The organism is uncultured Photobacterium sp. (assembly GCF_947039875.1).
In the GTDB taxonomy this organism is placed as follows: domain Bacteria; phylum Pseudomonadota; class Gammaproteobacteria; order Enterobacterales; family Vibrionaceae; genus Photobacterium.
The window spans coordinates 1-24,678 of the sequence record NZ_CAMRAN010000041.1 but is presented as its reverse complement, the minus strand read 5'-3'; the positions used below and the strand labels follow the sequence as shown (position 1 = coordinate 24,678).

The following is a 24,678-nucleotide window of genomic DNA, read 5'->3' as shown; positions in this document are numbered from 1 at the left end:
AATAATCGTCGATGATTACTTAGAAAGACGCTTACGGCCTTTAGCGCGACGTGCATTGATTGTTGCACGACCGTTCTTAGTTGCCATACGAGCACGGAAGCCGTGACTACGCTTACGCTTAAGAACAGAAGGTTGGAATGTGCGTTTCATGGTTTTACCTTAAATTAACTGATCAGTTTTTAAGTTTGTTAGATGTAATTGGCCATAATTGGACAATTACCACCAACAAAGAGGCGGAATTGTAATCACTGACTAACAAAGAGTCAATAATTATACCCACATCTAATGATGGGCGCTGCATTATACGTTTTATAGCGCGAAGTTCAAGGATCCTTATTGGATCCCTATTTGAGTTAAAAAAGCCTTTAGTTGTGGATCGTTAGGGTAATTAAAGATCTGCTCTGGTGGTCCTTGCTCTACAAATTGACCGTCGGCCATAAAGATCACTCTATCGGCGACTTCACGCGCAAATTGTAATTCATGAGTGACGATCAACATTGTTTGTTGGTGTTTTGCCAATTGTTTGATCAAGTTAAGCACTTCATTGACCCACAGTGGATCGAGGGCTGACGTAGGTTCATCAAGTAATAATAATTCGGCTTCTAACGCCATAGCACGACCAATACCCACCCGTTGCTGTTGGCCACCAGAGAGGGCGGCTGGATAGGTGTCAGCTTTATCGGCTAAGCCAATGTCCGTCAAAATATCAAGTGCACGTTGCTGTGCCTGTTGTTTGCTAAGGCCTTTAACGACGCGTAAACCTTCACTAATATTTTGTTGTGCTGTGAGATGATTAAACAAAGCATAGTTTTGGAATACAAATCCTGTTTGGCGTCGTAGGGCTAAAATGTCACTTTTTTTAGGCTGTTGGCCATCGACGGTCACATCGTTAATGGTGATAGTGCCACTATTGGCACTTTCAAGGTAATTAAGGCAACGTAAAAAGGTTGATTTTCCGGTGCCTGATGGACCAATGATAGCCACGATTTCACCTTTGTTGATAGTGAGATCAAGATCGCTAAAAATAGTTTGTTCGCCAAAACGTTTAGTGAGTTTGTTTATATTAATCATCGTACGTAAGCCCTATCTAAACGTGTTTCAGCTAATTGCTGTAAGCGAGTAAGCACTATTACTACAGCCCAGTATATAATTGCAACAGCAAGGAAAGCTTCAAAAAATTTAAAGCTAGATGACGCTTCCATTTGTGCTTTTGCCATGATTTCTGGCACACCTAAAGTAAAGGCGAGTGAGGTTGATTTAATCATATCAATAAAGTAATTCATCAATGATGGTAACGCGATGCGAGTGGCTTGCGGCAATATAATACGACGCATGGTTTGCCATTCTGTCATGCCGATCGCTAAACTAGCTTCACGTTGGCTGCGATCAACCCCGATAATAGCTGCACGAATACTTTCAGCCATGTATGCCGCAAAATGAAGGCTAAGGCCAATAACGGCGGCATTGAATGCGTTTAATCCAACTAAACTTGGCAGCACTTGTGGTAAGCCGTAATACAGTAAAAATAGTTGTACTAATAACGGAGTACCACGAAAAAAACTGATATAAAGTTGTGTCAGTGGGCTAAGTAGCGGTAGTTTATAAATGCGTATTAGCGCTAAAATTAGGCCAAGTATCAAGGCGAAAATGGCACCAATAGCGGCCATGAGTAATGTCGTTGGTAGGTATTTCAACAAAATAGGCATCAACGACAACATATAATTAAAATCAAAACCCATAATGGTGATCCGCTGTACTAGTTATATTAACGAGGTAAAATAGATTTACCATTACAATGAGTCGTAATGGTGAAACGGTTAATTATTGTGTGATATCGCTATGGAACCACTTATTTGATATCGCAGTAAGCGTGCCATCTTTGCGCATAGAAGCTAAGGCTTGATTAACTTGTTGTTGGAGTAACTTCCCCTTGGCGTTATTTAAAAATGGCCATGCGTTTTCAATGGCTGCAAAAGGTTTTCCTGCTAGTTGGAGTGGTAATGGTTTACTACTGATGATAGCCACGGATGATAAACGATCCATCACAAAGGCATCAGTACGACCTAAGGCCACATCTTGTTCAATACCACTGTCATAGGTCTTGATATTAATGTCTTTGGCATTAGGCAAATGACGTAGCAGTTGCTCATAGTTTGAACCTAAATTAACACCAACTGTTTTACCATTTAAATCTGCTGTTGAGTGAATGCTGTCATTGCCTTTTCTTACCACTAATTGTGCGCCATCAATTACATAAGGTTGACTAAATAAAAATTTGGTTTGGCGAGCAGGGGTAATAGAAATTTGATTTGAAATAGTATCAATACGCCCTGTATCTAGTTGTCCAAACAAACCAGAGAAACTTGCGGTAACAAATTCGACGTTATAGTCATTGCGTTTACCAATTTCATTCCAGAGATCAACTTCAAATCCTTGTAACTTATCTTGACTAACAAAAGTAAAAGGGAAATAACGACCAGACATACCTACTTTAACCGTGGTTGCAGCTATAACACTGGTGGTTGTACTAGCAAATAGGGTACTTGCGATCACTAACGTTTTTATCCAGTTTTTCATTCGGTATTTTCCTTTCCTTTATAGGGTTTTATTTGGTGAATTCATCCTACCTCGATATTTAATCATAAAGATAATAATTAACAGTTATTTGAAATAACCATTTGTTTGGCTACTGACATATTACAGTCTGATATTATGCTTTTTACGGTATATAAAAGGGCGCTGATTGTTATAAAAGGTTACCCACAGCGATAGGTTTTCCCTGTGGATGATAATAGCTGATGATATAATGGTCATTATTGAGTAAAAACAGCATTAAACGGGCAATGAAAGACTTATCTTTGTGGCACTTGTGTTAATATAGCTGTGGGTAAAGGTGGGTTAAATTGTACTGATCTTACATTTTATTGTGAGATCTATGTGCATAAGTTAGATCTTATTCACTGGATCTGGGATCTCTTTACTGGCGATCCTTGTTCAGCGAGTATAAAATTATCTCCCTTTTTGTGTTTTGTTTATTCAGTGTGGAGTCTACCTTGTCATCTTCGCTATGGTTGCAGTGCCTTCAACGCCTTCAGGAAGAACTCCCTGCGACAGAATTCAGTATGTGGCTGCGTCCGCTTCAGGCTGAATTAAATGATCATACATTGACATTATTTGCTCCCAATCGGTTTGTCTTAGATTGGGTGCGTGATAAATATCTTAATAATATCAATCGACTACTTAATGAATTTTGTGGTGCTGATGTTCCGAGTCTGCGTTTTGAAGTTGGTAGCAAACCTGTTGTTGCGCCGCCTCAACCTGTTGCGCCGCCGGTTTTTACCTTACCGCAATCAAGACCTCGCACTGAACCTGAGCCAATGCATTACGAACCGGCACCGTCTCCTGTACAAACGGAATCACCTGGTGGCTATCGTTCAAATGTAAACCCTAAACATAATTTCAATAATTTTGTGGAAGGTAAATCAAACCAATTAGGTCTTGCTGCTTGTCGTCAGGTGTCTGATAACCCAGGAGCTGCCTACAATCCGTTATTTTTATACGGTGGTACTGGTTTAGGTAAAACGCACTTGTTACATGCGGTGGGTAATGCGATTGCTAATCGTAAACCCAACGCTAAAGTTGTTTACATGCACTCTGAGCGTTTTGTGCAAGATATGGTAAAAGCACTGCAGAATAATGCCATTGAAGAATTTAAGCGTTATTACCGTAGTGTTGACGCTCTCTTGATTGATGACATTCAATTTTTTGCCAATAAAGAACGCTCTCAAGAAGAATTTTTTCATACCTTTAATGCGTTATTAGAAGGTAATCAACAAATTATTTTGACATCAGATCGTTACCCTCGTGAAATTAATGGGGTTGAAGACCGTTTAAAATCACGCTTTGGTTGGGGACTGACTGTTGCTATTGAGCCGCCCGAGCTTGAAACCCGCGTTGCTATTTTAATGAAGAAAGCTGAAGATCATAACATTCGTTTAGCTGACGAAGTGGCGTTCTTTATTGCAAAGCGGTTACGTTCCAATGTGCGTGAATTAGAGGGTGCGTTGAATCGTGTGATAGCCAATGCTAATTTTACTGGTCGCGCGATCACGATTGATTTTGTTCGTGAAGCACTGCGTGATTTATTAGCGCTACAAGAAAAGCTAGTGACGATTGATAATATTCAGAAGACTGTTGCAGAATATTATAAAATAAAGATGGCTGATATGCTGTCTAAGCGTCGCTCTCGTAGTGTTGCTCGTCCTCGTCAAATGGCGATGGCGTTAGCAAAAGAACTGACAAACCACAGTCTTCCTGAGATTGGCGATGCCTTTGGTGGTCGTGATCATACGACCGTACTTCATGCTTGTCGTAAGATTGAGCAGTTACGCGAAGAAAGCCACGATATTAAAGAAGATTATTCAAACCTAATTAGAACGTTGTCGTCTTAATATGAAATTTACTGTTGAACGTGAACATTTATTAAAACCTTTGCAACAGGTGACTGGTGCACTAGGTGGTCGTCCGTCATTACCTATTTTAGGCAATATTCTGCTGCAAGTTGAGAATGGATGCTTGTCAATGACAGGTACCGATCTTGAAGTTGAGCTCATTGCAAAAATTGCGCTAGAAGGCGATTTTGAAGCGGGTGCTGTGACAGTACCGTCGCGGAAATTTTTAGATATTTGTCGTGGCTTACCTGATAGTGCCACCATCGCGGTTATCTATGAAGGTGATCGAGTGTTAATTCGTTCTGGTCGTAGTCGCTACACATTAACGACATTATCTGCGGCTGATTTTCCAAATATTGAAGATTGGCAAAGTGAAGTTGAGTTCACGATTGAACAGGGGCGTATGCGTCAGCTGATTGATAGCACTCAATTTTCAATGGCAAACCAAGATGTGCGTTACTACCTTAACGGAATGCTATTTGAAACTGATGGTCAACATTTACGTTCAGTTGCAACCGACGGTCACCGTATGGCGGTTTGTGCGATTGATACAGGCCATGATTTACCAACCAAACAAATTATTGTGCCGCGTAAAGGGGTACTAGAATTAGTGCGGTTGTTTGATAATCCAGAAGCCTTAGTCAATATTCAAATTGGTCATTCAAATTTACGCGCGACGGTGGGTAATTTTGTGTTTACCACTAAGTTAGTTGATGGACGTTTCCCTGATTACCGTCGTGTCATGCCACAAAATAGCACCAAGTTTGTTGAGGCTAGTTGTGATGAGATGCGTAAAGCGTTTGCGCGAGCGGCTATTTTATCCAATGAAAAATTTCGTGGCGTAAGAGTCGGTTTATCTAATGGTGAAATGCGCATTACGGCTAATAACCCAGAACAAGAAGAAGCGGAAGAGTTTCTTGATGTTGATTATGAGGGTGACAGCTTAGAAATTGGTTTTAATGTTAGCTACGTACTTGATGTATTAAACACCCTTAAGTGTGATCAAGTACGGTTGTCATTATCGGATGCGAATGCACCGTCATTAATTGAAGATGCAACCAATGATGAAGCCATGTATGTAGTAATGCCAATTAGACTGTAATTATGGCGCTTACTCGGTTATTAGTGCAGGATTTTCGTAATATTGCTCAGTGTGATATTACGTTAGCCAGCGGGTTTAATTTTTTGGTTGGCGCGAATGGCAGCGGTAAAACCAGTGTTCTTGAAGCGATTCATTATTTAGGACATGGACGTTCGTTTCGTAGCCATTTAACCAGCCGTGTTATTCGCCATGAACAACATCAATTGTTTATTCATGGTCGAGTCACTGATAACAACGACCTCACTTTACCTTTAGGGATCAGCAAGCAACGTGATGGTACTACCGAAGTTAAGATTGGTGGTGAAGGTAATCAAAAGTTAGCGCAGCTAGCACAGATTTTACCATTACAGTTAATTACCCCTGAAGGGTTTGATTTACTGATCGGCGGACCTAAGTTTCGACGGTCTTTTATTGATTGGGGTGTGTTTCATGTTGAACCAAAGTTCTATAATGCATGGAGCCGCTTAAAACGATTGACGAAACAACGTAATGCATTATTAAAGCAGGCACGTAGCTACCGTGAACTCAGTTATTGGGATCAAGAGCTGGCGTTACTTGCTGAACAAATCAGTGTGTGGCGTCAAGAATACATTACAGCCGTAAAAATTAAAGCGGCTGAAATATGTCAGGTATTCCTACCTGAATTTGAAATCCAGCTTGGTTTTTACCGTGGCTGGGAAAAAGAAACACCGTATGCTGAGCTGCTGCAACGTAATTTTGAACGTGACTGTCAGCTTGGCTATACCGTAAGTGGGCCCCATAAGGCTGATTTACGGATTAAAGTTGCTGGAACACCGGTTGAGGACGTTTTGTCCCGCGGTCAGCTAAAGTTAATGGTGTGTGCGTTGCGTTTAGCGCAAGGTCTACATCTTACTGAGGCCACCGGCAAACAGTGTATTTACCTAATTGATGATTTTGCTTCCGAATTGGATAGCCATAGGCGAGCGTTGCTAGCGCAACGATTAAAGGAAACTAACGCCCAAGTGTTCATTAGTGCTATTAGTCGCGAGCAAGTGGTTGATATGCTTGATGAAAACGGTAGGTTGTTCATGGTCGAACACGGCAAGATAACACAGGATAATTAAAGCGAGAGTAACTCAATGTCCAACAATTACGATTCATCAAGCATTAAGGTGCTTAAAGGCCTCGATGCGGTACGTAAGCGCCCAGGAATGTACATCGGTGATACTGATGATGGTACTGGCTTGCACCACATGGTTTTTGAGGTAGTCGATAACTCTATCGATGAAGCTCTTGCTGGTCACTGTGAAGATATCATTGTTACGATTCACGAAGATGGTTCGGTTTCTGTAAGCGATGACGGTCGTGGTATTCCGACTGAACTTCACGAAGAAGAAGGGGTGTCAGCCGCTGAAGTTATCATGACTGTACTCCACGCTGGTGGTAAGTTCGATGATAATTCTTACAAAGTGTCTGGCGGCCTCCATGGTGTAGGTGTTTCTGTTGTAAACGCCTTGTCTGAAAAAGTTGAGCTAACCATTAACCGTAAAGGTCATATTCACCAGCAAACTTACCACCATGGTGTACCTGATGCACCATTGGCTGAAGTGGGTGATACTGACAAAACCGGTACCCGTTTACGTTTCTGGCCAAGCGAAGAAACCTTTACTAACAATATTGAATTTCATTACGAAATTTTAGCTAAACGTCTACGTGAATTATCATTCTTGAACTCTGGCGTATCTATCAAGTTAATTGATGAGCGTGAAGATGGTAAGCAAGATCACTTTATGTATGAAGGTGGTATTCGCGCATTTGTAGAGCACTTAAACCGTAATAAAACGCCAATCCATCAGAAAGTTTTTCACTTTGATAGTGAGCGTGAAGACGGCATTACCGTTGAAGTTGCAATGCAGTGGAACGATGGTTTCCAAGAAGGTGTTTACTGCTTTACTAACAACATTCCACAACGTGATGGTGGTACCCACTTAGCGGGTTTCCGTGGTGCTTTGACGCGTACTCTTAATTCATTTATGGATAAAGAAGGCTACTCAAAGAAAGCCAAAGCAGCAACATCAGGTGATGATGCGCGTGAAGGCTTGATAGCGGTAGTTTCAGTTAAAGTGCCTGATCCTAAGTTCTCTAGCCAGACTAAAGATAAGCTGGTTTCAAGCGAAGTGAAAACTGCGGTTGAATCAGCAATGAACGAGAAGTTTGCTGAGTTCTTATTAGAAAGCCCAGCAGACGCTAAAATCATTTGTACTAAAATTATTGATGCCTCTCGTGCGCGTGAAGCAGCGCGTAAAGCGCGTGAAATGACACGTCGTAAAGGTGCATTAGATTTAGCGGGCCTTCCGGGTAAACTTGCAGATTGTCAGGAAAAAGATCCTGCTCTTTCTGAACTATATATTGTGGAAGGGGACTCTGCTGGCGGTTCAGCCAAGCAGGGACGTAACCGTAAAAACCAAGCGATTCTACCGCTAAAAGGTAAAATCCTTAACGTTGAAAAAGCACGTTTCGACAAGATGCTATCTTCACAAGAAGTGGCAACACTGATCACTGCAATGGGCTGTGGTATTGGTCGCGACGAGTACAACCCAGATAAGCTGCGTTACCACAATATCATCATCATGACCGATGCCGATGTCGATGGTTCGCACATTCGTACGTTGCTATTGACCTTCTTCTATCGTCAAATGCCAGAGCTTATTGAGCGTGGCCACATTTATATTGCTCAGCCACCACTTTACAAAGTGAAGAAAGGTAAACAAGAGCAATATATTAAAGATGATGAAGAGATGAACCAGTACCAAACATCATTGGCACTGGATAACGCTTCTTTGTTTGCTAATGATGGTGCGCCAGCGATGACAGGTATGGCACTTGAAACGCTAGTAACACAATACAATGGCGCGATGAAACTGATTGAGCGCATGAGCCGTCGTTACCCAGCGTTAATGCTGAATGAATTGGTTTACCAACCTCGTTTAAGCACTGAAATGCTAGCGGATAGTGCGCAAGTTGAAGCATGGTTAACTCACCTTGTTGCAGCATTAAATACTAAGCAATCAGGTGAAAGTCAGTTTACGTTTGAAATCTTACGTGATGAAGAGAACAATGTCTTCGTACCTAAGGTTGTGGTGCGTACTCACGGTGTTGATCACGAGTACCCATTAAGTTTCGATCTACTGAATTCAAAAGAATACGCTAAGTTAGCGGATCTTTCTGAAGCACTAGATGGCTTATTGGATGAGACTGCTTTTGTTCAACGTGGTGAGCGTAAACAACCGGTTTCAAGCTTTAAAGAAGTACTTGAGTGGTTAAACAAAGAATCACGTCGTGGCTTATCTTTACAACGTTATAAAGGTCTGGGTGAAATGAATCCGAACCAGTTGTGGGAAACAACCATGGATCCTGAAGTACGTCGTATGCTGCAAGTTACCATCAATGATGCTGTTGCGGCAGATGAGTTGTTTACTTGTTTGATGGGTGATCAAGTTGAACCGCGTCGTAACTTCATTGAAGAGAACGCATTAAAAGTAGCTAACCTTGACGTGTAGTTTGTCATTAGGTTAATAGTTATAAAAACGCCGCTATGATTAGCGGCGTTTTTTTATAGGGTAATTTTATTGTTGTTATTAAAGGGGAGGGCAGAATAGGGTTGGTTAACCCATGGTATAAGCTCGTGTAATTTCTTCTGCAATAATTTTAATTCCGCGCTCCATTTGTTCGTCACTTTGAACGTAGTTCATGCGTATACATTGCTGACTGTGTTGCCATGGCTGTTGTAAACCAATAAAGAAATATTCCCCCGGAACAATTAACACCCCGCGCAATTTTAAGCGTTGATACAGCTCTTTAGTCGTGATCGGAAATTCATCACACCATAACCATAAAAATATCGCGCCTTCTGGCTTATGAATTCGAAACCGTGGATCGGTAATATAATGCTGTAATCGATTAACGGCATATTGTGCTTTGCGCTGATAAAAAGGGCGAATGACGTCATGACTTAACCGCAATAAATCATTACGGGCGATTAGCTTATCAGCAATTGCCGGACCTAAACTGCCAGGAGCGAGGTTGATAATGCCGTTGATATTGGTGAGCGCCGTAATAATTTCTTCATTGGCAATCACTATTCCGCAGCGAATACCGGGTAAACCTAGTTTAGATAAGCTCATACATAAAATGGTATTGCTGTTCCAAAAAGGGGTGACATCAGCAAAGATAATATCAGGGAAAGGCATGCCATAAGCATTGTCGATAATTAGCGGAATATTATGTGCTTGAGCGAGCGCATCGAGTTGTTTGACTTCATCATCAGTCAGCACGTTACCTGTCGGGTTGGTTGGGCGAGAAGCACAAATTGCACCAATACTGTCATCAATAACCAACTTACTAAAATCAATATGGTATTTAAATAAGCCATTATCCAATAAGCTAATAGTGGGTTGGTAAGAGACAAACATATTTTGTTCCAAACCCGCATCAGCATAGCCAATATATTCAGGAGATAGCGGTAATAGAATTTTCTTACTGGCACCATTACGGCATTTGCCTGCTAATAAGTTAAATAAATTAAAAAAGGCACTTTGACTACCGTTGGTGAGAGTAATGTTTTTACTGCTGATGTCCCAACCATAATGGTGTTTAAGCAACGCCGCGAGGGAATTAATAAAACGGTCTTTTCCTTGAGGACCATCGTAGTTGGTGATCGATGCGGTCAACTCACCAGAGGTGGCCATTTCTATTAATAGTTGATTAAAATAATCAACTATTGTTGGAATCTGAGCTGGATTACCACCTCCGAGCATGATCGCATCAGGGTTGGTTAAGCCATCATTTAAATCGTGCATTAATTGAGTAATGCCTGAATCGCCAGCGAACTTATCGCCAAAGCCAGAAAATTCCATGGTGCTATCGACCTCTATATCAGTGCAGGGTTACGTGCTTGCGATGCCCGTTATATGATGGGCGATAGATCAAAATACCTGATTGTAACCAGAAGCGAAACCCTTAGTTACCCTAAATGGTAGTGGTCGGCTGTGTCGAATGTTTCACGTGGAACAATATTAAATTACCAATATTTAAGTTATAAAAAACCACGCCGCAGCGTGGTTAGTCATTCTTATTTATTAGCGATAATCGTTACTTTTGCAGTAATGAAATATCGGCTACTTGTAAGAACTGGTTACGTAATAGGTTTAGCAGTGCTAGACGGTTAACTTTAAGTTGCTCGTCATCAGCCATTACCATTACATTATCAAAGAATGCATCAACAGGCTCACGTAGTGATGCTAGTTCTGTGAGTGCTTGTTGGTAATCACCCGCAGCAAAGACTGGTGCAAGTGTTGCAACAACCGTCTCTACTTTTTGTGCTAGTTCTTTCTCTGCCGTTTCTACTAACAAGCTGTTGTTAATGGTCGCTGGTAGCTCGCCATCAAATTTCGCGAGAATATTACCTACACGCTTGTTGGCTGCGGCAAGTGATTCTGCTGCATCTAAGTCACGGAAATGACTTACTGCTTTAACACGCTTATCAAAATCAGACGGTTGAGTAGGGTGCATTGCAAGTACAGCTTGAATAACGTCAATGCTAAAGCCTGCATCTTGGTACCATGCACGGAAACGACCAAGCATGAATTCAATTACATCTGAATCAACGTTAGCGTTCGTCAGTTTATCACCAAACAATGAGTGCGCTTTAGCAACTAAGTCAACAAGATCTAAGTCGTAACCGTTTTCAACGATGATACGTAGCACACCTAAAGATGCACGACGCAATGCAAATGGGTCGCTACCTTTTGGTGCTTGGCCAATACCAAAGATACCTACGATAGTATCTAGTTTATCTGCCATCGCCACTGCAGAAGAAACACCAGTGCTTGGTAGTTGGTCGCCAGCAAAACGTGGCATGTATTGCTCGTTTAGTGCTAGTGCAACATCTTCTGCTTCGCCATCATGACGTGCATAGTGCATACCCATAACACCCTGGGTTTCAGTGAACTCAAATACCATAGAGGTCATTAAGTCACACTTCGCCAGTAGGCCAGCACGCTTAGCATTAGTAATATCAGCGCCGATTTTCTCTGCAATGTAGCCCGCAAGCTCAGTGATACGATCGGTTTTATCTTTAATGGTACCAAGCTGTTGTTGGAAGATGGCTGTCTCAAGTTGAGGTAGGCGATCAACTAACTTGCTCTTAAGGTCAGTATTAAAGAAGAATTCAGCATCCGCTAAACGTGGACGGACTACTTTCTCATTACCTGAGATAACTTGGCTTGGATCGTTTGAGATGATGTTAGAGACGAAGATGAACTTAGGGACTAGTTTGCCTTCCGCATCATAAACAGGGAAGTACTTCTGGTCACCTTTCATGGTGTAAACTAACGCTTCAGAAGGTACCTTTAGGAACTCTTCTTCAAATGAAGCGGTCAGCACGACTGGCCATTCAACAAGAGAGGTAACTTCTTCAACTAGCTCATCATCAAGATCTGCAATACCACCAACCGCTTCAGCGGCTAGTTTCGCATCAGCTAGAATGATTGCTTTTCGTGCATCGTAGTCTGCCATTACCTTGCCACGTTCTTCTAGAATCGCAGGGTATTGGTCAGCATTATCGATCGTAAATTCAGCTTCACCCATAAAGCGGTGGCCACGAATAGTACGCGCAGAAGTAACACCTAAAATAGTGCCTTCAATGAGCTCTTCACCTAATAGCATCGTCAGTGTTTTTACTGGACGAATAAATTGGGTGTCTTTATCACCCCAACGCATTGGGCGAGGGATAGGCAGTTTAGCTAATGCTGCTGCAACAAGTTCAGGCAATAATGTTTGGGCTGGTTGGCCTTTTACTTCTTGCTTGAACAGTAGCCATTCGCCTTTATCGGTAATCATGCGTTCAGCTTGATCAACCGTAATACCGTTACCACGCGCCCAACCTTGAGCCGCTTTAGTCGCATTACCTTCTGCATCAAATGCTGCCGCAATCGCTGGGCCGCGCTTTTCTACAATTCTGTCAGGTTGATTTTCAGCAAGCGCTGTTACTTTAAGTGCTAGGCGACGCGGTGCTGCATACCACTTAATACCTTGGTGAGGTAAGTTAGCGGCTTTTAGCTCCGCTGCAAAGTTGGCTGCAAATGCTTCAGCTAGAGTGCGAAGTGCCTTGGGTGGCAACTCTTCAGTACCTAGCTCAATTAAGAAATTCTTATCTGTCATGGCTATCCCTTACTTATCTTTTTTACACATTGGGAAACCAAGTGCTTCACGTGATGCATAGTAAGCTTCAGCGACTTGTTTGGTTACATTACGAATACGTAAAATGTAACGTTGACGTTCAGTTACTGAAATTGCTTTACGAGCATCAAGAAGGTTGAAGGCATGTGCTGCTTTCAAAATACGCTCGTAAGCTGGCAATGGCAGTGGCTGCTCAAGTGCTAACAGCTTCAATGATTCTTTCTCGCACTGGTCAAAGAAAGTAAATAGGAAATCAACATCAGCGTGTTCAAAGTTGTAAGTTGATTGCTCAACTTCGTTTTGATGGAAGATATCACCATAGGTTACTTTACCTAATGGGCCATCTGTCCAAACTAAGTCATAGACTGAATCAACATTTTGAATGTACATCGCTAGGCGTTCGATACCGTAAGTGATTTCACCTGTAACAGGTTTACACTCAAGGCCGCCAACTTGCTGGAAGTAAGTAAATTGTGTTACTTCCATGCCGTTAAGCCAAACTTCCCAGCCAAGACCCCAAGCACCCAAGGTTGGGTTTTCCCAGTTGTCTTCTACAAAACGGATGTCATGTACTTTTGTGTCTACACCTAGGACTTCTAATGAGCCTAAGTACAGTTCCTGAATGTTATCAGGAGACGGCTTAAGCATTACTTGGAACTGATAGTAGTGCTGAAGACGGTTAGGGTTTTCACCGTAACGACCGTCGGTTGGACGGCGAGATGGTTGTACATACGCTGCTGCAATTGGTTCTGGACCTAGAGCTCGTAGACACGTCATTGGATGAGAGGTACCTGCGCCCACTTCCATGTCAAGAGGTTGCACAATTGTACAGCCTTGTTGGCCCCAGTAATCCTGCAGCGCGAGGATCATGCCCTGAAAGGTTTTAATATCGTATTTCTGCATTGTCAGCTTCGCGAGATTAGTGGATGAAATTTAATTATCAAGTATACATTGCCAACCCATAGGCGAGTAGGGGCCGTGAGTGTTTTTTATCCATCTATGGCTTGTTTTGAGATAATTCCCATGGTTGACCTTTGTCTGTACTGGGTTTTCATGAATATTTGACATTATTTTGATGGCGTAAATATATCGGTTGATTACAATAGCGCTAACAAATAGCTAGTTGGTCTGATGATTAACGTAGTTTTATTCGGTATGCGATATGCGTATCAAGAACATGGGTCTTTAAATTAAATGTCAAAAAATCAAGTGATGGCATCAAAAACATGGGTGCGTGCAGCAGTAATTTCTGTTGTTGCAGCTGTTACACTTGCGGGTTGTTCAACTGTAAATCCTTATACTGGTGAAAGTCAGACTGCAAAAGGTACTGGTGGCTCAATCATTGGTGCATTAGCGGGTGCTGCAATTGGTGTTGCATCTTCAAGCAAACACGATCGCGGTAAAGGTGCTCTTATCGGTGCTGCATCTGGTGCTGCTTTGGGTGGTGGTATTGGTTATTACATGGATGTGCAAGAGGCTAAGCTGCGTCAGCAATTAGCATCTTCAGGTATTAGTGTTACTCGTAATGGCAATAACATTATTTTGAATATGCCAAATGAAATCACCTTTGGTGTTGACCAATCAGCATTAAATAGCCGCGCGATGGAAGCGTTACATAATGTAGCAATAGTTGCTAAAGAATATCCTAAGACCCAGTTAAACGTTTTAGGCTTTACGGATAGCTCTGGCGCTGCGGCTTATAATCAGCGTTTATCACAAGTACGTGCTGCTGAAGTAGGTAACTACCTTATCCGTCAAGGCGTAAATGTTGATCGTGTTGTTTCTCAAGGCCGTGGCGAGAATAGCCCGATTGCGACCAATGGAACATCACAAGGTCGTGCTCAAAACCGTCGTGTTGAGATCATTCTATCTCCATTGGCTTAATCGATATTGATTGATCATAGTGGTGTGTAACTAACATCATATTGAAACCATGGGCTCAGGCTCATGGTTTTTTTGTTTTATATTGAGTGTGGTTAGTTTCATGTGAAACTTGAAAGCGAAGTTAAGCGGGTTAAATCGTCATTAAATGTGAATTAATTTAAGTGTGTAACTGTGATTGCTGCAAAAGATTATCGTGATTTACCATGCTAGAGTTAACGTTAATTAATCGTTAACTTAAATTCTGTTGGGTGATGTAGGGGGTTTCTATGGCGCGCTTCTCAGCGATCTCACCGCAAAGTCAATGTTGGTTATTTCATATCGCATTAGCACTGAATGTAGCGGGAATGATGTTAACTGATATGTGGTTCCCTATGGTCGTCGGAACGGTTGTTACAACCTATTTGTCTGTCGATGCGTGGGTTCGATTACGCTATGTATTACCACTTAAAAAAGAGTTACGTCAGGTGCAACATGAACTCGAAAACTTACGTCAGCAACAACACAATCAATAACAACTAAAAAGGCAGCGTTTATTAACGCTGCCTTTTTTATTTGATTTAATTGCCAGCGCCTTTTTTGATCAGAAAACGATAGGGTAGCGTTTCTGTTTCTGCGGCGATAAGCGTGTGATCCATGAAGCGACAAAAGCTGGGAATGTCGCGCGTCGTTGATGGGTCATCAGCAACAACTAACAAGGTTTCATCAGTTGCCATTTTTCGGACTGTTTTGCGTACCATCATTACAGGTTCAGGACAGCGTAAGCCAAGTGCATCAAGGCTATGGGTCGGATTTTCAAAATTAGCAGTCATAATTTACACGTATTATTGTAGACATTATGATCATACTGCGGGATAAGAATTAATCAATAAGGCTTGGTAAATCCAGATAAAATGTGTAACCTTATTAACATCACATTAACTTTTCTTCTAATGGATTAGGGGGATATTATGTTAACTTCAATCGATCGTGTCATGATTTATGCGGTACTGTGCATTATTTCATTTAGCACTATAATGCTTATTAGTCACCATACTACCGGGCTCTTTGCCGTTGGTGGTTTGCTGGCCACAATCCTTGGATTATGGGTTGAGTTCGCCAGTAAAAATAAGCTAGAACAACAAAAAAAATAACGCTAGCGGCGTTGAATGATGCTTGCTCGTGAATATTCCCGTCTTAAAAAGGCGGGATTTTTTTTATCTATCCCGCCATACTGTTGCCATATTTGATTAATTTATAGCGTTAGAGAAGTAAAACTATGGAGCTCGAAGAAGTTTATCGGCGTGACTTAAATTTACTGGTTGCGTTAAAGGTGTTATTGGATGAAGGCAGTGTCAGTCGTGCAGCTATTAGACTTAACTTGAGCCAATCAGCAATGAGCCGAGTGCTTGGCCGATTACGCGACTTAGTCGGTGATCCGTTGTTTACCCGTCAAGGGCAGTCATTACTACCGACACAACGGGCATTGGAATTAAATGAACAATTAAATGAACCGTTAGAATCATTACGATTATTACTGACGCCGAATGATTTTGATCCCGCTATTTGTGATCAAACCTTTAAAATTGCGACCACTGATTATGCAATGCAAACTATTCTGCCATTTGCATTGCCGCGTATTTATCAAGAAGCCCCCCACCTTTCATTAGAATTTAGCCCGTTACAGCATAATAACGTGTTGTCACAGTTGACTACGGGTGGCTGTGATATGGCAATTTGTCGTCCTAGTGCTGATATGGAGCCATTGTGTCAGCAGTTATTAGGTTTAGTGAGTGTGTTTTGTCTTGTGAGCCAGAATCATCCATTAGCAAATAAGCCACTTACCTTGCAAGATTACTTAACCTATCCCCATGCAATGATAGCGGTAAGCGATGGCGTTAAAGCGTTAATTGATGAACAGTTGCGTGGTCATCCTCAACCTAAAATGGTATTACGGGCTTATCATTTAGAAGCGGCTTTAGCGATCATCGATCAAATACCATTGATCATGACGGTGCCTGCAGATTTGGCCTATTTAGTCGCAGAACGTTATCAGTTAATCCTCAAGCCATTGCCATTTGAGTTTAAGCCATTTGATTATTCATTATTATGGCATGCGCGTTGTGAGCATTCGGCATCGCAAATATGGCTGCGTACTATTATTAAAGAAGAGTGTGGGCGACTGATCAACTCTCGTATTCATGATATCGGGTTGTTGTAGTGAAATATTGAGATCAATAAAAAGGCCAGCACATGGCTGACCTCATTGATTAACGACCATCATTCAGTGGCATTAATACTGCATTATTTGATCATTACAGTTTAATGACTACGCGGCCGGTGATTTGACCGTTGGTGATCGCTTCTGCACATTCTGCTACTTGTTCTAATGCGACTTCACGGCAGGCTTGTTCAAAGTAGCTAGCGGGTAGTAACTCAGTTAGACGTTGCCATGCTTGTTGACGTTTTTCAAATGGGCACATTACTGAATCGATACCTTGTAAACGTACATTACGTAGAATAAAAGGCATAACTGTTGTCGGTAAATCAAAGCCGCCCGCGAGGCCACAAATGGCAACTGCACCGTTGTAGTTAATTTGGCTTAATACTTTAGCCAGTACTTTGCTACCAACGGTATCAATCGCGCCAGCCCACAATTGCTTATCTAATGGGCGAGCAGGTTCTTCAAACACACTACGATCAATAATTGTCGTTGCGCCAAGTTGTTTTAGTAATGGGCCATTAGCTTCAGCACGCCCCGTTACTGCGGCAACTTTATAGCCGAGTTGTGCCAGTAAAGTAATCGCAACTGAGCCAACACCACCGCTGGCACCCGTGACTAAAATCTCGCCATCTTCAGGTTTTACATTTGCATCAACAATAGCTTGTACACACAACATTGCCGTTAAGCCTGCAGTACCGACCATCATCGCTTGTTTGCCATCAAGGTTTGCGGGTAATGGTACTAACCAATCTGCATTTAGGCGGGCTTTTTCAGCCATGCCACCCCAGTGACCTTCACCCACACCCCAGCCCGTCAGTACTACTTTGTCACCGACGTGGTAGCGATCATCACTTGACTCAGCCACTGTGCCCGCTAAATCGACACCTGGTACCATTGGGAATTGACGTACGATACGACCTTTACCGGTAATTGCTAAGCCATCTTTATAGTTTAATGAAGAGTAATCAACATCAATTAACACATCACCAGCAGGTAATTCAGATGTTGCCATTTGACGAATAGTTGCGAGTGTTTTTTTATCTTCTTGTTCTAGTACTAGTGCTTTAAACATTGCAATACTCCGGAAAATCATGGTTAGCAATCAATATAGGATTGAGTGTAGACGGCTTATCTCGATGAAGAAAATGAAACTTACTCATGGTATCTATGTGTAAGTTGCATGTCGTCTGTACCATTATATGGTGAAGATCAACACTTGCGATATTTTTGGAGGTTATTCTATTCGTTCAAAGATAGTCGCAATACCTTGTCCTAAGCCGATACACATGGTGGCTAAACCAAAGCGAGCTTGCTTTTGTTCCATAATATTGATGAGAGTGGTTGAGATACGAGCACCTGAACACCCTAATGGGTGACCAAGGGCAATCGCACCGCCGTTAAGGTTAATTTTTTCATCAAGATGATCCATTAACCCGAGTGCTTTAATGCACGGTAATGTTTGTGCCGCAAAGGCTTCATTGAGCTCAATGATATCAATATCATCTAAACTTAAGCCTGCGCGTTGTAATGCTTTTTGAGTGGCAGGAACAGGTCCAAATCCCATGAGTGATGGTTCACACCCAGCAATTGCCATGGCTTTGATTCGGGCTCGAATAGGTAAACCTAATGTGCGCGCTTGGTGTTCATCCATGAGTAACATTGCTGCCGCACCATCCGATAGCGCTGATGATGTACCGGCTGTTACTGTGCCATGGATGGGATCGAAAATAGGGCGTAATTGACTTAATGCTGCCACGGTTGTTTCGGGACGAATGACTTCATCGGTAGCATATTTAGTTAAAATGCCATTGCTATCATGGCCTTCTGTTGCGAAAATTTCATGGGCAAATCGACCTTCAACCGTCGCGGCATGGGCGCGCTGGTGCGAGCGCGCGCCAAATTGATCTTGTAGCTCCCGGCTAATATCATATTTTCGGGCTAACATTTCTGCGGTTAAGCCCATCATCCCTGCGGCTTTAGCGACGGTTTTTGATAGACCTGGGTGGAAATCAACCCCATGAGTCATCGGTACGTGACCCATATGCTCAACCCCGCCAATTAAACAGCTTTGTGCATCACCCACCATAATAGCGCGAGTGGCGTCATGCAGTGCTTGCATGGATGAACCACATAAACGGTTAACGGTTGTTGCACCGACAGAGGTTGGGATCCCTGCAAGTAGTGCTGCATTACGACCAATATTAAATCCTTGTTCTAAGGTTTGCTGCACACAACCCCAATAAATATCTTCTATATTACGCGCATCTAATTGAGGGTTGCGGGTTAACAATCCTGTCATTAAATGTGCTGATAAATCTTCAGCACGCACATGGCGGAATGCACCACCTTTTGAGCGTCCCATCGGGGTACGAATACAGTCAACAATCACCACATTATTCATAATTAACTCCTTAATGATGCTGCAGCAACAGTGGTGTAATAACACTCATCCGCCGCTGCTTTGGCGCGCAGACCGTCAGGTACTTGATATAAAGGACCGAGTGATTGATAACTATCGGCTAATGCGACGTAATTCGCTAAACCTAGAGTATCTAAATAACGGAATACTCCACCTCTAAAGGGCGGAAAACCTAAGCCGTAAACCAATGCCATATCCGCTTCTGCAGGCGTTGCAATAATGTTTTCTTCTAAGCAGCGTACGACTTCATTAATCATTGGAATCATCATACGATCGATAACGGTGGTGTTTGCAAATGAAGTCGATGTTGCTGTGATGGGCGCAAGTAAATCAGTCGTTTGAGGATCCACTGTTTTTTTAGGCTTACCTTTCTTATCCAGATGGTAGTTAAAAAATCCTGCTCCTGTTTTTTGGCCAAAGCGTTGTTGCTCGTATAAGACATCAATGGCATCGGTATCATGTTTAGCCATTCGTTGTGGAAATCCCTCTGCCATCACTTTTTGAGCGTGATGAGCGGTATCAATACCCACTACATCGAGTAGATAAGCCGGCCCCATTGGCCACCCGAAATCCTGTTCCATAACATTATCAATCTGACGATAATCACCGCCATCACGCAGCAACAAACTAAATGCCGCTAGATAAGGAAATAAAACCCGATTAACAAAAAATCCCGGACAATCATTTACTACAATAGGGGTTTTACGCATTTTAGCCGCATAAGCCACCACTTGAGCGATAGTTTCATTTGAAGTGTGTTGGCCGCGAATGATCTCAACCAATGGCATTTTATGGACCGGATTAAAAAAGTGCATTCCACAAAAATTTTGAGGTCGTTGTAATGATGCTGCGAGTAGATTAATTGGGATTGTTGAGGTATTTGAGGTGATCACCGTAGTATCGGTAACCTGCTGCTCGACGTCTGCGAGCACCGCTGCTTTTATAGTGGGATTCTCAATTACCGCTTCTATAACAATATCAACGTGGTTGGAATCGGAATAAGTCAGGGTTGGCGTGATGGTGGCTAATGTTGCTGCCATTTGTAAGCCGTCGATCCGTCCTCGAGTGAGTTTTTTATTGAGTAATTTTGCGGCTTGTTGCATGCCAAGAGTTAAAGCCTCACTGGTGATATCTTTCATGACGACAGGGACATGGTTTGTTACTGATTGATAAGCAATGCCGCCACCCATAATACCAGCACCTAATACCATTGCTTGTTGTGTTGGATGGGCTGTTTTAATGGCTTGTTTAGCTTTGCTTTTTAAGTATTGGTCATTTAGAAAAATACCCACTAAAGCTTGAGCAATATCAGTTTTAGCAAGGGTGACAAAGTGAGAGTTTTCAATAACCAGAGCTTGTGTGCGTTCACTGGTTGCAGCGGTTTCGATTGCGGTCACTGCCGCCATTGGTGCAGGGTAATGTTTACCTGCGATCTTAGCGACCATAGCTTTAGCCGTGGTAAAACTCATTAATGCTTCAGTAGTTGTTAGCTTTAATGGCATTTTTTTTTGAGATCGGCGGTGTTGCCAATCTAAATCACCCGCAATAGCTTGTTTAATAATTCGTAATGCAGCTGTAGGCAATACATCTGTGGCAACCACCGCATCAATAAGTCCGAGTTTTAAAGCTGCATCTGCTGTTTTATCTTTACCTGAGGTAATGATTTCCATTGCACTATCTGCACCAATTAATCTTGGGAGGCGAACTGTTCCTCCAAAGCCGGGCATGATACCGAGTTTAGTTTCAGGTAATCCAATACGTGCTTGATGATCTGCAATCCTAAAATCGGTGGCGAGTACGCATTCGCAACCACCACCAAGGGCATAACCATTAATGGCTGATAGAGTGGGAACCGGTAAGTCTTCTAATTTATTAAAAATAGTATTGGCGTGATGAAGCCATTTTGAAAGTTGATCTGCTGGCAGAGCAAATAATCCTAGAAACTCGGTAATATCGGCGCCAACGATAAATGCCGCTTTGGTTGAACGTAGGATTAAGCCTTTAAGGTTGGGTTGTTGGTAGAGTGCATCAAGAGCAAGACTAAAACTTTCAAGAGTGGCGAGATCAAATTTATTGATGGGAGCTGGTGCATCAAAAATGAGTTCAGCGATCCCTTTTTCGAGGTAGCGTACAGAGAGTGTTTCACCGTGGTAAATCATGTTCTATCTCCATATATTCCATTCTATGACGGATCAGGTGTGATTTAACTGGTTTGACCTGTAGTGGTTAATATTTAGTCTGAACTGCAATGGCCACAAATTCAACAATTAATTTAAACATTTATTTAACATTGTCGATTGGTACATTATCTTAACGGTAATAATTCGTAGAATGGCGCCATTGTAAGCAATAATGAGCATTGCTTGGGTCATAATAGGAATATGGTATCCTGCGGTGGTTTTTTGATGACGAGGTATGTTTTATGTCAACCTTTGAGCCTTACTTGATTCCACTGCAAGCCGTGACTTTTGAAGAAGAAATCAAGAAGAGTCATTTTATAACTTATTTAGCTCATACTGCGTCGATTGAAGCGGCTAAGCAGTTTATTAATGAAATAAAATTAGCTCATCCAAATGCCAATCACCATTGTTGGGGGGTTGTTGCTGGCAGACCGACAGATTCAATGTTGTGGGGGTTTAGTGATGATGGTGAGCCTTCTGGCACGGCAGGAAAGCCGATATTAGCGCAATTAACTGGATCGGGTGTCGGTGAACTAACCGCGGTAGTTGTACGTTATTTTGGTGGTATCCATCTAGGGACGGGTGGGTTAGTTAAGGCCTATGGTGGAGGCGTGCAACGTGGATTAACGTTATTGACTACACAACAAAAGATCATCATCAGTGAGTTGTTTCTATGTTGTGATTATAATCAAATTTCATTAGTTGAAACGTTATTAAGTGAATATAACGGTACGCAATTGAAGGCAGATTATGGTCAACAAGTCAGTATGCATTTAGCTCTTGATAGCCGTATCGTGACTGAATTTAGTACCAAATTAATTAATCGTAGCGGTGGACGGATCGTCGCAACATCAACCTCAGAGAGTTAACCATTATTTATTTTATTCTATATTTTCGTATGAGGGCCGGTTAGGGCCATGCAGTTTCGTTCAATTATACGTATCGTCGGGCTGTTGCTCGCTTTATTTAGTGTCACCATGTTGATTCCAGCCTTGGTCGCGTTGATTTACCGTGACGGAGCCGGATTTCCTTTTGTTGTTACCTTCTTTTTACTCTTCGCGGGTGGATCAGCATTATGGTTTCCTAATCGCCATCATCGACACGAATTAAAAGCCCGTGATGGCTTCTTAATCGTAGTACTATTTTGGGCTGTTATTGGCAGTGCTGGTGCGGTGCCTTTTCTGTTGTCTAAAAATCCAGATTTGTCGGTTGCTGACTCTTTTTTTGAATCATTTTCTGCACTGACAACAACGGGTGCAACAGTCATTGTTGGTCTTGACCACTTACCAAAAGCGATTTTATTTTATCGTCAGTTATTACAGTGGTTTGGTGGTATGGGGATTATCGTGTTAGCTGTTGCTATATTACCCGTGCTAGGTATCGGTGGGATGCAGTTATATCGTGCTGAAACGCCAGGGCCAGTAAAAGACAGTAAAATGACCCCTCGTATTGCCGAAACAGCTAAGACGTTGTGGTATATATATTTAGCATTAACAATTGCTTGTGCATTAGCGTTTTGGCTTGCTGGAATGAGTGGTTTTGATGCGATATCACATAGTTTTTCAACGATCGCAATCGGTGGTTTTTCAACCCATGATGCCAGTATCGGTTATTTTAATAGTCCTACTATTAATATGATCACCGTGGTTTTCCTTTTAATTTCTGCCTGTAATTTTTCACTTCATTTTGCCGCATTTGGTAATGGCAATATAAACCTCAAAACGTATTGGCGAGATCCTGAATTTAGAGCATTTTTTGTGGTGCAACTTATTCTATTTGTGATTTGTTTTGGATTGCTATTAAAGCATCATTCTTATGACCACTCTTTTGATGCTTTTGATCAAGCGTTATTTCAAACGGTCTCTATTTCTACCACTGCGGGTTTTACCACCACAGGATTTTCTGACTGGCCGTTATTTCTACCTGTGTTATTGCTGTTTTCCTCTTTTATAGGAGGTTGTGCTGGCTCGACTGGAGGCGGCATGAAAGTGATTCGAATGTTGTTACTTTCATTGCAAGGGGTACGAGAATTAAAACGCTTAGTACACCCACGTGCGGTATACACCATTAAACTTGGGCATAAAGCGTTACCTCAACGAGTTGTTGATGCTGTGTGGGGTTTTTTCTCGGCTTATGCATTGGTGTTTGTGGTGTGTATGCTGGCACTTATTGCGACAGGTATTGATGAATTAACTGCATTTTCGGCTGTGGCGGCAACGCTTAATAATTTAGGCCCAGGTTTAGGCGAAGTTGCGGTTCATTTTGGTCAAATAAATGATTCAGCGAAATGGATCCTCATTATTGCTATGCTATTTGGCCGTTTAGAAGTATTTACATTATTAGTTTTATTTACGCCGACCTTTTGGCGTAACTAAAGGAGCTATCATGGAAAAGGTATTATTACTGCATTCTAGTTGTGAAGGACAAACGATTAAAATTCTTAACCATATAGAGCAAGACTTAGGTGAACAGTATCAATGTGACTATATTGATATACATTCAGAGCCAAAAATTGATTTCAATGGTTATAATCGTATTCTTGTTGGTGCTTCCGTACGTTATGGCCATTTAAATAAAAAGCTATATCAATTTATAGAGCAAAACGTAGCGAGCCTTGAACAAGCAAAGGTCGCTTTTTTCTGCGTTAACCTCACCGCTCGTAAAGAAGGTAAAGATACGCCAGCAACGAGTGCTTATGTTAAGAAGTTCTTATTGAAGTCACCATGGCATCCTAAAATGATGGCTGTCTTTGCTGGTGCATTACGTTATCCACGCTATAATTTTTTTGATCGCACGATGATTAAGCTGATTATGAAGTTAACAGATGGCGAAACAGATACGACTAAAGAAGTCGAGTATACGGACTGGCAAAAGGTGTCACATTTTAGCCATCAATTTAAGACGTTATAATTGTATTATTAATCGCTTTGTTTGCTTTTTGATCTAACAGTTCGTTTTTATTGATAACAAAGAATAAAGTACTTGCGATGATCGTCGTTATCTTTATACTGCTGCTCTATCGAAACGCGAGCAGCTTTATAAAAGAAGATGTTATGTTGTAATCGATTGGATGATACGCTGGATAAAAGAAATGAAAAAGTGGTTGACACTTTATGTTATTTCGCTAGAATGGCCATCCACTTCAACGAAACGATTAAACAGTCAAATGTTTGACCATTCGAAGAAGATTGTTCTTTAACAATTTGACCATGCAATCTGTGTGGGCACTCACTGAATAGTTA

General features: G+C 41.9%; 22 protein-coding genes. 11 read left to right on the top strand and 11 right to left on the bottom strand.

Features of this window, described 5'->3' with window-relative positions; genetic code table 11:
• Positions 1–15: 15 nt before the first annotated feature.
• The 4 genes from rpmH to Q0V26_RS13620 all read right to left on the bottom strand — a co-directional run bounded on the left by rpmH (position 16) and on the right by Q0V26_RS13620 (position 2,577).
• Complete coding sequence (rpmH, locus tag Q0V26_RS13635) at positions 16–150, bottom strand: 50S ribosomal protein L34 (protein WP_006233350.1); 135 nt, start codon at positions 148–150, stop codon at positions 16–18.
• Between the two features lie 183 nt (positions 151–333).
• On the bottom strand, positions 334–1,071 hold the full coding sequence (locus tag Q0V26_RS13630; RefSeq protein ID WP_297482533.1) for an amino acid ABC transporter ATP-binding protein: 738 nt from the start codon (positions 1,069–1,071) through the stop codon (positions 334–336).
• On the bottom strand, positions 1,068–1,739 hold the full coding sequence (locus Q0V26_RS13625) for an amino acid ABC transporter permease (RefSeq protein WP_297482530.1): 672 nt from the start codon (positions 1,737–1,739) through the stop codon (positions 1,068–1,070). Before Q0V26_RS13625 ends, Q0V26_RS13630 begins: the two co-directional genes overlap by 4 nt.
• 82 nt (positions 1,740–1,821) lie before the next feature.
• Positions 1,822–2,577, bottom strand: a complete 756-nt coding sequence (locus Q0V26_RS13620; protein ID WP_297482527.1) for an amino acid ABC transporter substrate-binding protein — start codon at positions 2,575–2,577, stop codon at positions 1,822–1,824.
• Positions 2,578–3,053: 476 nt separating this feature from the next.
• Here Q0V26_RS13620 and dnaA point away from each other — a divergent pair, with 476 nt between their 5' ends.
• From dnaA to gyrB, 4 genes are read left to right on the top strand one after another with little or no spacing between them, the layout of a single operon-like run.
• Entirely contained in the window at positions 3,054–4,451 is a 1,398-nt protein-coding gene (gene dnaA / locus Q0V26_RS13615) for a chromosomal replication initiator protein DnaA (RefSeq protein ID WP_080159041.1), read from the top strand.
• Position 4,452: 1 nt separating this feature from the next.
• Positions 4,453–5,553, top strand: a complete 1,101-nt coding sequence (gene dnaN / locus Q0V26_RS13610; RefSeq protein ID WP_297482523.1) for a DNA polymerase III subunit beta — start codon at positions 4,453–4,455, stop codon at positions 5,551–5,553.
• Positions 5,554–5,555: 2 nt separating this feature from the next.
• Positions 5,556–6,638 carry a DNA replication/repair protein RecF gene (recF, locus tag Q0V26_RS13605; protein ID WP_297482521.1) on the top strand — a complete coding sequence of 361 codons (1,083 nt, stop codon included), beginning with the start codon at positions 5,556–5,558 and terminating at the stop codon, positions 6,636–6,638.
• A gap of 15 nt (positions 6,639–6,653) precedes the next feature.
• Positions 6,654–9,074 carry a DNA topoisomerase (ATP-hydrolyzing) subunit B gene (gyrB, locus tag Q0V26_RS13600; RefSeq protein ID WP_297482518.1) on the top strand — a complete coding sequence of 807 codons (2,421 nt, stop codon included), beginning with the start codon at positions 6,654–6,656 and terminating at the stop codon, positions 9,072–9,074.
• Positions 9,075–9,179: 105 nt separating this feature from the next.
• Here gyrB and Q0V26_RS13595 read toward each other — a convergent pair whose 3' ends face one another.
• The 3 genes from Q0V26_RS13595 to glyQ form a co-directional block, all read right to left on the bottom strand.
• Positions 9,180–10,430 (bottom strand): valine--pyruvate transaminase, encoded by a 1,251-nt coding sequence (locus Q0V26_RS13595; protein WP_297482515.1) that lies wholly within the window; start codon positions 10,428–10,430, stop codon positions 9,180–9,182.
• Positions 10,431–10,665: 235 nt separating this feature from the next.
• Positions 10,666–12,735 carry a glycine--tRNA ligase subunit beta gene (glyS, locus tag Q0V26_RS13590; RefSeq protein WP_297482513.1) on the bottom strand — a complete coding sequence of 690 codons (2,070 nt, stop codon included), beginning with the start codon at positions 12,733–12,735 and terminating at the stop codon, positions 10,666–10,668.
• 9 nt (positions 12,736–12,744) lie between these two features.
• Positions 12,745–13,656, bottom strand: coding sequence for a glycine--tRNA ligase subunit alpha (gene glyQ, locus Q0V26_RS13585; RefSeq protein ID WP_036789134.1), 912 nt, complete (start codon positions 13,654–13,656; stop codon positions 12,745–12,747).
• Between the two features lie 291 nt (positions 13,657–13,947).
• Here glyQ and Q0V26_RS13580 point away from each other — a divergent pair, with 291 nt between their 5' ends.
• Both Q0V26_RS13580 and Q0V26_RS13575 read left to right on the top strand, forming a co-directional pair.
• Positions 13,948–14,637, top strand: a complete 690-nt coding sequence (locus Q0V26_RS13580) for an OmpA family protein (RefSeq protein WP_297482493.1) — start codon at positions 13,948–13,950, stop codon at positions 14,635–14,637.
• Between the two features lie 266 nt (positions 14,638–14,903).
• Complete coding sequence (locus Q0V26_RS13575; RefSeq protein WP_080159034.1) at positions 14,904–15,149, top strand: hypothetical protein; 246 nt, start codon at positions 14,904–14,906, stop codon at positions 15,147–15,149.
• Positions 15,150–15,194: 45 nt separating this feature from the next.
• Here Q0V26_RS13575 and tusA read toward each other — a convergent pair whose 3' ends face one another.
• Positions 15,195–15,446, bottom strand: a complete 252-nt coding sequence (tusA, locus tag Q0V26_RS13570; RefSeq protein WP_297482487.1) for a sulfurtransferase TusA — start codon at positions 15,444–15,446, stop codon at positions 15,195–15,197.
• A gap of 138 nt (positions 15,447–15,584) precedes the next feature.
• Here tusA and Q0V26_RS13565 point away from each other — a divergent pair, with 138 nt between their 5' ends.
• Both Q0V26_RS13565 and Q0V26_RS13560 read left to right on the top strand, forming a co-directional pair.
• Positions 15,585–15,767 carry a hypothetical protein gene (locus Q0V26_RS13565; RefSeq protein WP_297482482.1) on the top strand — a complete coding sequence of 61 codons (183 nt, stop codon included), beginning with the start codon at positions 15,585–15,587 and terminating at the stop codon, positions 15,765–15,767.
• A gap of 125 nt (positions 15,768–15,892) precedes the next feature.
• Positions 15,893–16,834, top strand: a complete 942-nt coding sequence (locus Q0V26_RS13560) for a LysR family transcriptional regulator (RefSeq protein WP_297482480.1) — start codon at positions 15,893–15,895, stop codon at positions 16,832–16,834.
• A gap of 94 nt (positions 16,835–16,928) precedes the next feature.
• On the opposite strand, the gene Q0V26_RS13555 is transcribed toward Q0V26_RS13560, so the two are convergent.
• The 3 genes from Q0V26_RS13555 to fadB all read right to left on the bottom strand — a co-directional run bounded on the left by Q0V26_RS13555 (position 16,929) and on the right by fadB (position 21,415).
• A complete protein-coding gene (locus Q0V26_RS13555; RefSeq protein WP_297482477.1) occupies positions 16,929–17,909 on the bottom strand; it encodes an MDR family oxidoreductase in 981 nt (326 codons plus the stop codon).
• 162 nt (positions 17,910–18,071) lie between these two features.
• A complete protein-coding gene (gene fadA / locus Q0V26_RS13550) occupies positions 18,072–19,238 on the bottom strand; it encodes an acetyl-CoA C-acyltransferase FadA (protein WP_297482475.1) in 1,167 nt (388 codons plus the stop codon).
• A gap of 2 nt (positions 19,239–19,240) precedes the next feature.
• Positions 19,241–21,415, bottom strand: a complete 2,175-nt coding sequence (gene fadB, locus Q0V26_RS13545) for a fatty acid oxidation complex subunit alpha FadB (RefSeq protein WP_297482472.1) — start codon at positions 21,413–21,415, stop codon at positions 19,241–19,243.
• Positions 21,416–21,678: 263 nt separating this feature from the next.
• Here fadB and Q0V26_RS13540 point away from each other — a divergent pair, with 263 nt between their 5' ends.
• The 3 genes from Q0V26_RS13540 to hemG are packed head-to-tail and all read left to right on the top strand — an operon-like array spanning position 21,679 to position 24,346.
• Positions 21,679–22,305 carry a YigZ family protein gene (locus Q0V26_RS13540; protein ID WP_297482468.1) on the top strand — a complete coding sequence of 209 codons (627 nt, stop codon included), beginning with the start codon at positions 21,679–21,681 and terminating at the stop codon, positions 22,303–22,305.
• Positions 22,306–22,353: 48 nt separating this feature from the next.
• Positions 22,354–23,811 carry a TrkH family potassium uptake protein gene (locus Q0V26_RS13535; protein ID WP_297482465.1) on the top strand — a complete coding sequence of 486 codons (1,458 nt, stop codon included), beginning with the start codon at positions 22,354–22,356 and terminating at the stop codon, positions 23,809–23,811.
• A gap of 10 nt (positions 23,812–23,821) precedes the next feature.
• A complete protein-coding gene (gene hemG / locus Q0V26_RS13530) occupies positions 23,822–24,346 on the top strand; it encodes a menaquinone-dependent protoporphyrinogen IX dehydrogenase (RefSeq protein ID WP_297482463.1) in 525 nt (174 codons plus the stop codon).
• Positions 24,347–24,678: the final 332 nt, after the last annotated feature.